The sequence below is a fragment of the Arthrobacter sp. SLBN-100 genome (assembly GCF_006715305.1).
Classification (GTDB): Bacteria; Actinomycetota; Actinomycetes; order Actinomycetales; family Micrococcaceae; genus Arthrobacter.
The window spans coordinates 1,635,322-1,649,416 of record NZ_VFMY01000001.1 but is presented as its reverse complement, the minus strand read 5'-3'; the positions used below and the strand labels follow the sequence as shown (position 1 = coordinate 1,649,416).

The 14,095-nt window shown below is 63.4% G+C and carries 12 protein-coding genes and 1 tRNA gene; 10 read left to right on the top strand and 3 right to left on the bottom strand.

Features of this window, described 5'->3' with window-relative positions:
• Positions 1–147 precede the first annotated feature (147 nt).
• Positions 148–1,365: a pyridoxal phosphate-dependent aminotransferase gene (locus FBY31_RS07655; protein WP_142038851.1), complete on the bottom strand. Its 1,218-nt coding sequence runs from the start codon at positions 1,363–1,365 to the stop codon at positions 148–150.
• A gap of 278 nt (positions 1,366–1,643) precedes the next feature.
• On the opposite strand from FBY31_RS07655, the gene FBY31_RS07650 reads away from it, so the two are divergent.
• The 9 genes from FBY31_RS07650 (at position 1,644) to rplL (ending at position 8,126) form a co-directional block, all read left to right on the top strand.
• A tRNA-Trp gene (locus FBY31_RS07650) sits at positions 1,644–1,716 on the top strand.
• Positions 1,717–1,797: 81 nt separating this feature from the next.
• Positions 1,798–2,082, top strand: coding sequence for a preprotein translocase subunit SecE (gene secE / locus FBY31_RS07645; RefSeq protein WP_142038848.1), 285 nt, complete (start codon positions 1,798–1,800; stop codon positions 2,080–2,082).
• Between the two features lie 114 nt (positions 2,083–2,196).
• Positions 2,197–3,003: a transcription termination/antitermination protein NusG gene (nusG, locus tag FBY31_RS07640; RefSeq protein WP_142038845.1), complete on the top strand. Its 807-nt coding sequence runs from the start codon at positions 2,197–2,199 to the stop codon at positions 3,001–3,003.
• 127 nt (positions 3,004–3,130) lie between these two features.
• Entirely contained in the window at positions 3,131–3,562 is a 432-nt protein-coding gene (rplK, locus tag FBY31_RS07635) for a 50S ribosomal protein L11 (RefSeq protein ID WP_142038842.1), read from the top strand.
• Positions 3,563–3,694: 132 nt separating this feature from the next.
• Entirely contained in the window at positions 3,695–4,402 is a 708-nt protein-coding gene (rplA, locus tag FBY31_RS07630) for a 50S ribosomal protein L1 (protein ID WP_142038839.1), read from the top strand.
• Between the two features lie 132 nt (positions 4,403–4,534).
• Positions 4,535–5,668, top strand: coding sequence for a GNAT family N-acetyltransferase (locus tag FBY31_RS07625; protein ID WP_235012963.1), 1,134 nt, complete (start codon positions 4,535–4,537; stop codon positions 5,666–5,668).
• Between the two features lie 7 nt (positions 5,669–5,675).
• Positions 5,676–6,794: a GNAT family N-acetyltransferase gene (locus FBY31_RS07620; RefSeq protein WP_142038836.1), complete on the top strand. Its 1,119-nt coding sequence runs from the start codon at positions 5,676–5,678 to the stop codon at positions 6,792–6,794.
• Positions 6,795–7,088: 294 nt separating this feature from the next.
• On the top strand, positions 7,089–7,673 hold the full coding sequence (rplJ, locus tag FBY31_RS07615; RefSeq protein WP_142038833.1) for a 50S ribosomal protein L10: 585 nt from the start codon (positions 7,089–7,091) through the stop codon (positions 7,671–7,673).
• 78 nt (positions 7,674–7,751) lie between these two features.
• Positions 7,752–8,126: a 50S ribosomal protein L7/L12 gene (gene rplL / locus FBY31_RS07610; RefSeq protein ID WP_066277893.1), complete on the top strand. Its 375-nt coding sequence runs from the start codon at positions 7,752–7,754 to the stop codon at positions 8,124–8,126.
• Positions 8,127–8,254: 128 nt separating this feature from the next.
• Here the strand turns inward: rplL and FBY31_RS07605 are convergent, their stop codons facing one another.
• Together FBY31_RS07605 and FBY31_RS07600 are read right to left on the bottom strand one after the other, a co-directional pair.
• A complete protein-coding gene (locus FBY31_RS07605) occupies positions 8,255–8,740 on the bottom strand; it encodes an aminoacyl-tRNA deacylase (protein ID WP_142038829.1) in 486 nt (161 codons plus the stop codon).
• The gene (locus tag FBY31_RS07600; RefSeq protein WP_142038826.1) at positions 8,740–9,939 is read right to left on the bottom strand and encodes an acetyl-CoA C-acetyltransferase; all 1,200 of its coding nucleotides are present in this window, start codon (positions 9,937–9,939) and stop codon (positions 8,740–8,742) included. The genes FBY31_RS07605 and FBY31_RS07600 overlap by 1 nt, the downstream gene beginning before the upstream one ends.
• A 517-nt stretch (positions 9,940–10,456) precedes the next feature.
• On the opposite strand from FBY31_RS07600, the gene rpoB reads away from it, so the two are divergent.
• Positions 10,457–13,966 (top strand): DNA-directed RNA polymerase subunit beta, encoded by a 3,510-nt coding sequence (gene rpoB / locus FBY31_RS07595; RefSeq protein ID WP_142038824.1) that lies wholly within the window; start codon positions 10,457–10,459, stop codon positions 13,964–13,966.
• Positions 13,967–14,095: the final 129 nt, after the last annotated feature.

The following is a 14,095-nucleotide window of genomic DNA, read 5'->3' as shown; positions in this document are numbered from 1 at the left end:
GCGGTTTTCCCCGACGCTCTCTCACTTGATGCGGCTTAACCCGGAACGCTCTATCACTCTCCTGAAGAGAGTGATAGAGCGTTCCGGTTTTTCCAACGTTAAATGAGAGAGCGTTTGGGATTTTCCGGCGTTAAGTGAGAGAGCGTCCTACTGGGCCTTGCCCAGGAAGTCCTGCAGCCGCTGCACACCGGTGGCAAGGTCCTCGTCGCCCAGGGCGTACGAAAGACGGAGGAACCCGGACGGCCCGAACGCCTCGCCCGGAACCACTGCCACTTCAACCTCATCCAGGATCAAGGCAGCCAGTTCGGCGGAGGTCTGCGGCGTGGAGGTGCCGGACGCCGTCGGGAATTCCTTACCCAGCAGTGCCCGGACGTCCGCGTACACGTAGAAGGCGCCCTTCGGCGTCGGGCATTCCACGCCTTCAATGGCGTTGAGGCCGGCCACGATGGCCTTGCGGCGGCGGTCGAACGCCACCTTCATTTCGTCCACGGCGGTCAGCGGCCCGGACACGGCGGCGAGGGCGGCCACCTGCGGGATGTTGGAGACGTTGGACGTGGCGTGCGACTGGAGGTTGGTGGCGGCCTTGATGACATCGGCCGGACCGATCATCCAGCCAACGCGCCAGCCCGTCATGGCATACGTTTTGGCCACGCCGTTCAGGATGACCACCTTGTCGCCCAGCTCCGGCGCGGCGGTGGCGATGGAGGTGAAGGGAACGCCGTCGTAGGTCAGGTGCTCGTAAATCTCATCGGTGACAACCCACAGGCCCTTGGCCGCGGCCCACTTGCCGATTTCCGCCACCTGTTCCGGAGAGTAAACCGAACCGGTGGGGTTGGACGGCGAGACGAACAGCAGGATCTTCGTCTTGTCGGTGACGGCCGCCTCAAGCTGCTCGACGGTCACCAGGTAGTCCTGCTCCGGACCGGCGAAAACCTCAACGGGCACACCGCCGGCGAGGCGGATGGCTTCCGGATACGTGGTCCAGAACGGGGTGGGCACGATGACCTCGTCGCCCGGGTCCACCAGGGTGGCGAAGGTGTTGTAAACGGCCTGCTTGCCGCCGTTGGTCACGAGGACCTGGGAGGCGTCGACGGCGTAGCCTGAGTCCCGCAGGGTCTTCTCGGCAATGGCTTTCTTCAGCTCGGGCAGCCCGCCGGCGGGGGAGTAGCGGTGGTACTTCGGCTGGCTCGCCGCCTCGATGGCCGCCTGGACGATGTAGTCCGGGGTGGGGAAGTCCGGTTCGCCCGCTCCGAACCCAATAACCGGCCGGCCTGCTGCCTTCAACGCCTTCGCCTTGGCATCAACGGCAAGGGTAGCGGATTCGGCAATAGCAGATATGCGCTGGGAAACGCGGGCGGCAGACATGGCAGGTCCGTTCTTCGCTTGCAGCCCGAAGGCTGGAATGTGGGATTCGACGAGTTCTACTCTATGCTGTTCAGCGGGCCCTCCGGGTTGCCGGTTTTGAATGTGACTGCCTTGCAGCCAGCGTCATGCCAAGGCAACATGAAGGGCCGGAATCGGGCCGGTTCGACGAACGCGAAGTTGTTGCGTAGACTGGTTCACCGGTGTTGAAAACACGGATGATGGCGTGCGCCCCAGTACAAAGTGGCGGTTCGTCGTGGTCAGGGTGATATTCACTCCATAGGGTAGTGGCGCAATTGGTAGCGCAGCGGTCTCCAAAACCGCAGGTTGCAGGTTCGAGTCCTGTCTGCCCTGCGCAAGCTGCCCCGGTGAAAATCCGGGGCAAGCGCAGCAACCATGGTTCTGATCAGGGCCGGGTAATCCAACATTGCAAAGATGAGCGAGGACCAGGTGACCGAAACAGCTGCCAGCAGCTCCAAGGGCCGCCCGGCTAAGAAGGCCGCCAAGGCAAACTTCTTCGCCCGCATTGCACTATTTGTCCGCCAGATCATCGGCGAACTGAAAAAAGTTGTTGCACCAACCCGCAAGGAACTGATCAATTACACGCTCGTGGTGCTGGTGTTCGTGGCCATCATGATGGTCATCGTCAGCCTGCTGGACATCGGTTTCGGAACTGCTGTCGGTTGGATCTTCGGCGGTACCGGCCCCACGGACAGCTAAGGCTGAATCATCCGCAGCTGCGTGTTCCATCCGGGAAAACCGGAGGGAAACACCGGTGTGCGGAATTGAGCCATTTAAATAGGCATGTTAGGCAATGAGGAAGCAGGAGACCAAGTGTCTGAGCAGGAGCTCGAGGTAACCGAGACTGAGCTGGAAGAGTCCCCGGACATCACGGCAGAAGCCGGTGACGAGTCTGAGGTTGAGTCCTCCGCGCCCGAAGCCAGCGACGCCGATTCCGATGACGACGCCGAGGCGGAGGACGCCGGCTCCGAGGAAGAGTCCACCGACGCCCTCGCCGCTGCCGCAGCCAAGGCCGACATCGATCCCGCCGAGGAGTTCAAGGCCAAGCTGCGCCGCCAGGAAGGTGACTGGTACGTCATCCACTCCTACGCCGGTTACGAAAACCGCGTGAAGGCCAACCTTGAGACCCGTATCCAGACCCTGGACATGGAAGATTACATCTTCGAAATCCAGGTGCCCATGGAAGAAGTCGTGGAGATCAAGAACGCCCAGCGCAAGGTCATCAACCGCGTGCGCATCCCCGGCTACGTCCTGGTCCGCATGGACCTGACCGACGCCTCCTGGGGCGCCGTCCGGCACACCCCCGGCGTCACCGGCTTCGTGGGCAACGCCCACAACCCCGTGCCGCTGCGCCTGGACGAAGTCTTCTCCATGCTCGCCCCGGTCTTCGAAGAAGAGCAGGCCGAGAAGGGCAAGCCGGTCAACAAGCAGCACCAGGCCCCGGTGGACGTCGACTTCGAAGTGGGCGAGTCCGTCATCGTCAAGGAAGGCCCGTTCGAAACCCTTCCCGCCACCATCTCCGAGATCAAGGTCGAATCCCAGACCCTCGTGGTGCTGGTTTCGATCTTCGAGCGCGAGACGCCGGTCACCCTGGCGTTCAACCAGGTCACCAAGATCTGACACCCGAGAATTCGTCCCGGCGCTGCCCGCTTAGCAGCACCGGAACGGCCGGCCGCCTTGCCATGGCGGCCAAAAACCTGAGGCACGCTCCTGTGCCCCAGGACGTTATTGAGAGAAGGACCCTACATTGGCTCCCAAGAAGAAGGTCACCGGCCTCATCAAGCTGCAGATCCAGGCAGGTGCCGCTAACCCGGCTCCGCCGATCGGTCCTGCGCTTGGCCAGCACGGTGTCAACATCATGGAATTCTGCAAGGCGTACAACGCTGCGACGGAAACCCAGCGCGGAAACGTCATCCCCGTGGAAATCACGGTCTACGAGGACCGTTCCTTCACGTTCATCACCAAGACCCCGCCGGCTGCAGAGCTCATCAAGAAGGCTGCAGGCGTCGCCAAGGGTTCAGCTACCCCGCACACCGTCAAGGTTGCCAAGCTGACCCAGGCCCAAGTCAACGAGATCGCTTCCACCAAGATGGAAGACCTCAACGCCACCAGCCTCGAAGGCGCAGCGAAGATCATCGCCGGCACCGCCCGCTCCATGGGCATCACGGTCGAAGGCTAATAACAGCCTTCCATCGCCGGGCAACCGGTTAACAGAAACATTGAATTGTCGCAGGATCCTTGCAGGATCCTCGACTGTGGCAGGGCCCAGCGCGGTCCGCAGACCACAACTGCACAAGGAGAAATAAGCAGCATGGCAAAGCGCAGCAAAGCATATGAGGCAGCAGCCGCCAAGATCGACGCGGAGAAGTTCTACGCGCCGTTCGAGGCAGTAACGCTGGCCAAGGACACCAACCCGTCCAAGTTCGACGCCACCGTTGAGGTTGCATTCCGCCTCGGCGTCGATCCCCGTAAGGCTGACCAGATGGTCCGCGGCACGGTCAACCTGCCCCACGGCACCGGTAAGACCGCCCGCGTCCTGGTTTTCGCCACGGGTGACAAGGCTGAGGCAGCAATCGCTGCCGGCGCCGACTTCGTTGGTTCCGATGACCTGATCGAAAAGATCGCCGGCGGCTGGACCGACTTCGACGCCGCGGTTGCCACCCCTGACCTCATGGGCAAGGTTGGCCGCCTCGGTAAGGTCCTGGGTCCGCGTAACCTGATGCCGAACCCGAAGACGGGCACCGTGACCCCCGACGTCACCAAGGCCGTCAACGACATCAAGGGTGGAAAGATCGACTTCCGCGTCGACAAGCACTCCAACCTGCACTTCATCATCGGCAAGGTGTCCTTCGACGTCGTCAAGCTGGCCGAGAACTACGCAGCAGCACTGGAAGAGGTACTTCGCCTGAAGCCGTCCGCTTCCAAGGGCCGCTACATCCAGAAGGCCACTGTTGCCACCACGTTCGGTCCCGGCATCCCCGTTGACCCGAACGTCACCAAGGTTCTGACCGAGGCCTAAATCCTCGTCTGAAGCTTCTGCGGTGGGATCCGTCCTCCGCAAAACAAAACCGCCCGGCGTCCGCGCCGGGCGGTTTTGTTTAACTCCCGGCAGCCATCCCGGAAGGGGCCGGCTCCTGCCTAAGCTGGAGAAGTGGCCAAACCGGATCTGGATCCATCCGCAGGTGAAAACGCAGTGCTGTCAATAGCCGCCGTGAAGGTGCCGCGGGTGAGCGGCACTGCGTCCGGCGCAGGGCAAGCCAGTGCGGAGTTCCGGCAGTGCCATGCCTTGCGGGTGGCGCACGAGCTGGCCGTGTGGGGCAACCTGGACCGTTGCCCGACGTTGGATGAGGCTGTGGAGTACTGGCGTGGCAATGAGTACGAGGAACGGCACCTCTTCCTGGCCAGGCTCGGATCGGAAACCGTGGGCATGTGTTCGGTGACGCTCCCGTTGCGCGAGAACACCCACACCGCCGGAATTGACGTCCTGATCGCCCCTGCCCGTCGCCGGCAGGGCCTGGGCCGTGCCCTCCTGGACCACGCGGAAGCAGTTGCCCGAAACCGCGGCAGGAGGTCCCTGGACGCCTACCACGAGGTGCCGCTGAAGGGGACGGCGGAGGCCTCCCTGCTTCCGGCCAAATCGGGGGCGGGGGGCCTGCCGCTGGATGAGCCGGCCGTGGCCTTCGCTGTTGCTGCCGGTTACGAGCTGGAGCAGGTGGAGCGGTCCAGCCGCCTTGGGCTGCCCGTGCCGCCGGAATTGCTGGACCGGTTGGAGGCGGATGCCTCACCGCGGGCCGCGGATTACAAGATTACCGGCTGGGATGACAACTGCCCGGAGGACCTGGTGCATGCTTACGCCCGGCTCAAGGAAACGATGAGCACAGACGTTCCTATTGCCGGGCTGGACTGGGAACGCGAGGACTGGGACGCAGCCCGGATCCACGAGGAGGAACAGGCCCTGATACGCGGCGGGGTCCAATCTGCCGTGACGGCCGCAGTTCACGGGAGCACTGGGGAACTGGTGGCCTACACCGTTCTGAACTGGCGCGCCGGGGTCCCGGATTCGATCGTGCAGCAGGACACCCTGGTGGCGTCGGAACACCGCGGCCGGCGGCTCGGTACGCTCGTCAAAGCAGCAAACCTCCGGCGGGCACAAGCCAGATGGCCAGCGGCCCGATCAGTCCTGACATGGAATGCCAACGAAAACCAACATATGCTGGCCATAAATATCGCACTTGGATTCAGGCCTGCAGGTTATGAAGGCGAGTGGCAGAAACGGCTGGGATGATGCGCCTATGGCAAGAGACGTGAAGATCGAGCAGCTTTGGATTCCCGACTCACTGGACGCGCCGGACGCAGCGGACTTCCTGGCCGCCGTCGAGGTGGGACGGAAAGTCCGGATGCAGACCTGGGGCAGCGACGACCTCGCCTACGGTCCCTTGGAGAAGCTGCTCGAGTTCCAGGACCCTTACGAACGGCAGCTCATTCTCGTCGCCAAGGTGGAAGGGGAGATCGTGGGCACCGTCGATATCGCCCTGCCCCTCACCGACAACCTGGACCTGGCGGAGTTCACCCTCGACATCCTGCCCGAGTTCCAGCGCCAGGGTGTGGGCCGGCGGTTGCTGCAGGCAGCGGAACAGCTGGCCCGCGAGGAGGGCCGCACCATGATCCTGGTGGACACCAACCACCCCGGCGCGTCCCTGCATGAATTTGAGCGTGCCCAGCTGGTCCCCGGTACGGGGAAGGGCTTCGTGCCCCTGGAGAGCCGCGAGGTCGAGTTCGCGCAGCGCACCGGTTACACGCTCCAGCACATCGAACAGTTCAGCTCGTGCGTGTTGCCGCTGGACACAAAGCTCGTCGCCGACCTGCAGGCGGAAGCGGACGAGGCCAACAACGGGCGGTACCGGCTGCACCACTGGACGGACCGCTGCCCGGACCAGTGGCTGGAAGCCGTAGCCGCCTTGGAGAACCAGGCGGGGGCCGACGTCGATCCCGCCCTGGAAGCCCCTGTTGAGCAGGAGATGGTGTTCGACGGCGCCATCCTCCGGAAGGCCGAAGAGGTTGCCATTGCGCAGGGCCGGCGGACCGTGGTCACCGCCGTCGAACACCTCGCCACCGGAACGCTGGTGGGCCTGACCACGATCACCGTGCTGGCGCACCGCGCCGACGTCGTCTTCCAGGACGACACGCTGGTCCTGCAGGAACACCGCGGCAATAAGCTCGGATTGCTCATCAAGGTGGCTAACATGGAGCGGCTTACCGAGCAGTTCCCGGACGCGCGGATCATCTACACCTGGAACGCCCCGGAAAACCGGTACCTCCTCACCGTCAACCAGCAGCTGGGCTTCCAGACGGCCGGGGTTACGGGGATCTGGCAAAAGGAGCTTCCGCACCTGCACACCAGCACCAGCTAGGCCCGATTTGGTGGACCCGGGGCTCTCCCGTAGACTGGGATGACCAAAGACCGTCGGTTGTTGGAAATCCACTCTCTCGAACATGGCTCAACTCTGCAGTTGTGCGCGGGGGAAGCAGTGGGTTTCTGGACGAAGGACCCTCAACGCAGGGCGGCCAGCGCAGGTGAACGAAGCAAAGCTCCACGGACTGATCCGTGTTGAGCCAAGCCCCGTGCATCTGCGCGGGGCGTTTTTAGTTTTAGCTCTCTTGAGCGGGGACCGTCGCATACCGGCACTATCCCCGGAAGGAGGGTTATGGCAACGCCTACCAAGGTTTCAGCAGTAGCTGAGATCACTAACGATTTCAACGAATCGAACGCCGCTGTCCTGACCGAATACCGCGGGCTCACCGTTGCACAGCTCAAGCAGCTGCGTGTTTCTCTCGGCCAGGACACCAAGTTCGCGGTCGTCAAGAACACCCTGACCGCCATTGCAGCCAAGGAAGCCGGCGTCGAAGCATTCGACGGCCAGCTTGCCGGCCCCACTGCAATCGCGTTCATCAAGGGTGACGCAGTTGCGGCTGCCAAGAGCCTGACGGATTTTGCCAAGGCTAACAAGCAGCTGGTCATCAAGACCGGTTACTTCGAAGGCAAGGCACTTGACGCCAGCGAAGTTGCTGCCCTGGCAGCGCTCGAGTCCCGCGAGCTGCAGCTCGCCAAGGTTGCAGGCGTCCTCAAGGCACCCGCCGCCGCAGCTGCACGCATCATTGACGCACTGCGCCTCAAGCTTGAAGAAGAGAACGGTGCACCGGCAGCTGCCGAAGCGCCCGCCGCTGAAGAAGCTCCCGCCGCCGAAGCTGAAGCTCCCGCAGCTGAAGCTCCTGCTGCCGAAGAGAACTAATTCTCTTTACCCCACCAGACTCCGGTGTGAGGCAAGGTTTCGTACCCTGCGGACACCACAACAGGAAGGACGCCTACCATGGCGAAGCTCACCAACGAAGAGCTCATTGAAGCTTTCAAGGAACTGACCATCATCGAGCTCTCCGAGTTCGTCAAGCTCTTCGAAGAGACGTTCGAAGTTACCGCTGCTGCTGTTGCTGTTGCTGGCCCCGCCGGCGCTGCTGCTGAAGAGGTTGAAGAGAAGACTGACTTCGACGTCGTCCTCGAAGCTGCTGGCGACAAGAAGATCGCAGTGATCAAGGAAGTTCGCGCCATCACCTCCCTCGGCCTCAAGGAAGCCAAGGACCTGGTTGACAGCGCACCGAAGGCTGTTCTCGAAGGCGCCACCAAGGAAGCTGCCGAGAAGGCCAAGGAGCAGCTCGAGGCTGCAGGCGCCACCGTTACCCTCAAGTAACAACGCCTTTTCCTCAAAAAGCCCCGTCCACGTTTGTGGGCGGGGCTTTTTGCGTTCCACGTAGGTAGCGTCAAGTGTCGTCTTGAGCGTCCAAAACGACACTTGGCGCTACCTGGCCAGGCCGGGGGTCAGACGGGGTCGCTGATGTCCGCGACGACGGCACCGAGCGCACCTGTGAGGGCGTCGGCGTCCACGAAGGCACTGTAGCCGTGTGCGCCGGCGCCCATGGAGATCCTCCGCCCGGTGATGGTGGCGTCCGCGTAGACCGGCCAGCTGTTGGTGCTGCCCAGCGGTGTGATGGTGCCCCGCTCGTAGCCGGTCGCGTCCAGCGCCACGTCAGCGGGCGGCAGGGACAGCTTGTTGACGCCCACAAGGTTGCGGAGCTTGGGCCAGGAAATCTGGCGGTCACCCGGAATCAGGGCGAACAGGAACGAGCCGTCCTTGTGCTTGACCACCAGCGACTTCACGATGTCCGCCGGCGTGATCCCCAGGATGCCGGCGGCTTCTTCCAGGCTCTTGGCGGCCGGCCGTTCCACTACGTCCACCTGCAGCCCGCGGGCCGCGGCGTCGGCAAGGAACCTGTCCCTGCCGGCCCCGCGTCCTGTGTCCGCCATCAGTCGCGGTACAGCAGGAGCGCTTCGCCCTGCCCGCCGCCGCCGCAAAGGGACACGGCGGCTTTGCCCGTCCCGCGCCGCTTGAGTTCGTGCGCAGCATGGCCTGCCAGGCGCGCGCCGGATGCGCCGATGGGATGGCCCAGGGCGATGGCGCCGCCGTGGATGTTGCACTTCTCCAAGGGGTAGTCCAGGTCCTTCAGCGACTGCACCGCCACGGAGCCGAATGCTTCATTGATTTCGATGAAGTCAAGGTCTGCGGTGGTCCAGCCCGCACGTCCCAGGGCGTTCCGGATGGCGTTGGACGGCTGGGAGTGCAGTGAATTGTCCGGCCCCGCAACCTGCCCGGGCTTGCCCACTACCGCCAGGTATTCCAGCCCGTGTTCTTCCGCGAAGGCCCGGGAGGAGAGCACCAGGGCGGCCGCTCCGTCGGACAGGGGAGAGGAGTTGCCGGCGGTGATGGTGCCGTCGGTGACGAAGGCTGCACGCAGACCGGCCATTGATTCCACGGAGGCGTTGGGACGGACGCCCTCGTCGGTGGAGACCACCAGCGGGTCGCCCTTCCGCTGCTTAACGCTGATGGGCACGATTTCGTCGTCGAACGTTCCGTTCTTGGCTGCCAGTGCCGCCCGCTGATGGGACTGCGCGGCCACGGCGTCCTGGGATGTCCTGTCGATGCCGAGCGCGAGGTTGCGGGTTTCGGTGGACAGACCCATCGACTGGCCGTCGAAGGCATCGGTGAGTCCGTCGTGCGCTGCCGCATCGAGCGCCTGGATGGAACCGTAGGTCCAGCCCTGCCGTGAGCCGGGCAGCAGGTGTGGCGCCCGGGTCATGGATTCCTGACCGCCGGCCACCACCACGGAGGCCTCCCCGCCGCGGATCACCCGGGCGGCGTCGATCACGGCGGTCAGCCCTGAAAGGCACACCTTGTTCACGGTCACGGCCGGGACATTCCAGCCGATCCCGGCTCCGATTGAGCTTTGCCGCGCCGGATTCTGCCCGGCGCCGGCCTGCAGCACCTGCCCCATGATGACGGCCTCCACCTGGCTGGCGTCCACGCCGCTGGCGTCGAGCGCTGCCTTGATGGCATGCGCGCCGAGCTCGACGGCGGTGAAGCCCGCCAGTTGCCCGTTGATGCGGCCCTGTGGCGTGCGCGCTGCTGCGAGAATGACAACGTCAGTGTTGTCCGCGGAGTTGCCCATGTTTATCTCTCCCGATCTGATCCGGTGGTAGGCCATCAAGGCTACCGTGACGAGGGTCACCCATCTATTCAAACGCCGTGGCCGCCGCCGGCATTCCAACAAGCGGGCCTTCCGCCAATGCCGTCCCGGCCGCCCCCATACCCGACGCCGGCAGCGGAACCGCCGTGGCGCCGTCGTCCTCCTCACGGGCCACCTCTGCGGGGAAGCCCCGCAACCGCTCCCTCAGAAGCAACCAGGAAAACCAGTGCTTGCAATCGGGCCGGATGTGGGGTAGACATGTAGGTTATTTTGCCGTATCGTAGATATTTGCGTCTTCCCTGTTTACCTTCAGCCTTCATATAGCGGTGGGCTTTCGCCTGGCAGCTGGCAATCAACGTGCCGTCAACAACGTCACAGCATGGTCAGCACCGGCCCCGGGTCATATAGCGGAACCGGATGGTAGCACTGCGGAGTCATTCCGCAGGGTGCACAGCGGGGGAGATCTGAAAACGCCTGAAGGTCTGTGGAAGGATCCCTCTTGGTCGCCTCGAGCACCTCTAATAACGAAACCGCTAACACCGCCGACAGCACTGATGGTGCCACTCGCCGGCTTTCATTCGCAAAGATTCACGAACCTCTTGACGTTCCGAATCTGCTTGCCCTCCAGACGGACAGCTTCGACTGGCTGGTCGGAAACGAGCGCTGGCAGGCACGCGTAGCGAAAGCTGTTGAAGAAAACGATCTTAGCGTCGCCACCACGTCCGGCCTCTCGGACATCTTCGAAGAGATCTCCCCGATCGAGGACTTCCAGGGCACCATGTCCCTGAGCTTCTCCGATCCGGAGTTCGCTGACCCCAAGTACACCATGGCCGAGTGCAAGGACCGGGACGCTACGTACTCGGCTCCGCTGTACGTCAAGGCCGAGTTCATGAACAACAACACGGGCGAAATCAAGCAGCAGACCGTGTTCATGGGCGACTTCCCGCTGATGACCGAGAAGGGCACCTTCGTGGTCAACGGCACCGAGCGTGTCGTCGTCTCCCAGCTGGTCCGTTCCCCGGGCGCCTACTTCGAGCGCGCCGCCGACAAGACCAGCGACAAGGACATCTTCACTGCGAAGATCATCCCGTCCCGCGGCGCCTGGTTCGAGCTCGAGATCGACAAGCGCGACCAGGTCGGCGTCCGCCTTGACCGCAAGCGCAAGCAGTCCGTCACCGTACTGCTGAAGGCCCTCGGCTGGACCGAAGGCCAGATCCTCGAAGAGTTCGGCCAGTACGACTCCATGCGTGCAACCCTGGAGAAGGACGCCACCGAGACCCGCGAAGACGCGTTGCTGGACATCTACCGGAAGCTGCGCCCGGGCGAGCCGCCCACCGTCGAGGCTGCCCAGTCGTTGCTGGACAACCTGTACTTCAACTCCAAGCGCTACGATCTGGCCAAGGTTGGCCGCTACAAGATCAACCGCAAGCTGGGCATCGACCGCTCCCTTGGCGACAAGGAAGCATCGGTCCTGCACGTTGAAGACATCGTTGCGATGATCAAGTTCCTCGTTGCGCTGCACGCCGGTGAGAAGACCACCAAGGGCACCCGCGACGGCCAGGAAGTCGACCTGCGCGTCGAGATCGACGACATCGACCACTTCGGCAACCGCCGCATCCGCGCTGTCGGCGAGCTCATCGAGAACCAGGTCCGCACCGGCCTGTCCCGCATGGAGCGCGTTGTCCGCGAGCGTATGACCACCCAGGACGTCGAGGCGATCACGCCGCAGACCCTGATCAACATCCGCCCCGTGGTTGCAGCCATCAAGGAGTTCTTCGGAACCTCCCAGCTGTCGCAGTTCATGGACCAGAACAACCCGCTCTCGGGCCTGACCCACAAGCGCCGCCTGTCGGCTCTTGGCCCCGGCGGTCTGTCCCGTGACCGCGCCGGCATGGAAGTCCGTGACGTGCACCCGTCCCACTACGGACGTATGTGCCCCATCGAAACCCCTGAAGGCCCGAACATCGGCCTGATCGGTTCGCTGGCATCCTACGGACGCATCAACCCGTTCGGCTTCATCGAGACCCCGTACCGCCTGGTCAAGAACGGCGTCGTTTCCGACGACGTCCAGTACCTGACGGCCGACGACGAGGCTGAGGTCCTGATCGCCCAGGCCAACGCGCCGCTGGACGAGAACAAGAAGTTCGCCGAGGACACCGTCCTGGTGCGTGCCCGTGGTGGTGGAGGCGAGCCGGTTCTGGTTCCCGCCGAGGACGTCGAGTTCATGGACGTTTCCCCGCGCCAGATGGTGTCCGTGGCTACCGCCCTGATTCCGTTCCTTGAGCACGACGATGCCAACCGTGCACTCATGGGTGCCAACATGCAGCGCCAGGCCGTGCCGCTGGTCCGTTCCGAGGCTCCGTTCGTGGGCACCGGCATGGAACGCGCAGCCGCCGTCGACGCCGGTGATGTCACTATCGCGAAGAAGGCAGGTGTGGTCACCGAGGTTTCCGCCGAGCTCGTCATCATGCTCAACGACGACGGCACGGAAACCAACTACCGCATCAACAAGTTCGCACGCTCCAACCAGGGCAACTGCTACAACAACCGCGTCCTGGTAAACGAAGGCCAGCGCCTGGAAGTTGGCGGCATCATTGCCGACGGCCCGGCAACGGACCAGGGCGAACTCGCCCTCGGTAAGAACCTGCTCGTGGCATTCATGTCATGGGAAGGCCACAACTTCGAGGACGCCATCATCCTCTCGCAGCGCATTGTTGCCGAGGACGTTCTTTCCTCCATCCACATCGAGGAGCACGAGATCGATGCCCGCGACACCAAGCTTGGTGCCGAGGAAATCACCCGTGACATCCCCAACGTGTCCGAGGAAGTACTGGCAGGCCTGGACGAGCGCGGCATCATCCACATCGGTGCCGAGGTTGAAGCAGGGGACATCCTGGTCGGAAAGGTCACCCCGAAGGGTGAAACCGAGCTGACCCCGGAAGAGCGCCTGTTGCGCGCCATCTTCGGTGAGAAGTCCCGCGAAGTCCGCGACACCTCCCTGAAGGTGCCCCACGGCGAGTCCGGCACCGTCATCGGCGTGCGCGTCTTCGACCGCGACAACGACGACGAGCTGCCCCCGGGCGTGAACCAGCTGGTCCGCGTCTACGTGGCCGCCAAGCGCAAGATCACCGACGGCGACAAGCTCGCCGGCCGCCACGGCAACAAGGGTGTTATCTCCAAGATCCTCCCGATTGAGGACATGCCCTTCCTTGCCGACGGCACCCCCGTTGATATCGTCCTGAACCCGCTGGGTGTCCCGGGCCGTATGAACGTGGGCCAGGTGCTCGAGACGCACCTCGGCTGGGTCGCCAAGACCGGTTGGAAGATCGAAGGCGAGCCCGAGTGGGTCAAGCAGCTGCCGAACCTGCCGCGCGAGAGTGGCCAGACCACTGTTGCCACGCCGGTGTTCGACGGTGCCCGCGAAGAGGAAATCACGGGCCTGCTGGACTCCACCAACGTGACCCGCGATGGACAGCGCCTGATCGACTCCTCCGGCAAGACCCGTCTGTTCGACGGCCGCTCCGGCGAGCCGTTCCCGGATCCGATCTCGGTCGGCTACATGTACATCCTGAAGCTCCACCACCTGGTGGACGACAAGATCCACGCGCGCTCCACCGGCCCGTACTCCATGATCACGCAGCAGCCGCTGGGTGGTAAGGCACAGTTCGGTGGCCAGCGCTTCGGTGAAATGGAAGTGTGGGCGCTCGAAGCTTACGGCGCCGCCTACACGCTCCAGGAACTCCTCACGATCAAGTCTGATGACATCCACGGTCGCGTGAAGGTCTACGAAGCCATCGTCAAGGGCGAGAACATCCCCGAGCCGGGCGTTCCCGAATCCTTCAAGGTCTTGATCAAGGAAATGCAGTCGCTGTGCCTGAACGTGGAAGTCCTCTCCACGGACGGAACCACAATTGAAATGCGTGACTCTGATGACGCAGTCTTCACGGCTGCGGAGGAACTGGGTATCGATCTGTCCCGTGCAGAGCCCAGTTCCGTAGAAGAGGTCTAAGGAGGCGTACGACAGCGGGTGACCCCCGCCGTCGTACCTCACCTTCCTCATCCCGCACCTAACGGCCGGTGGTTGAGCTTGTCGAAACCCCGCTGCCGCAAAGACTTCAGAATTTAGAGAACAAGAGAG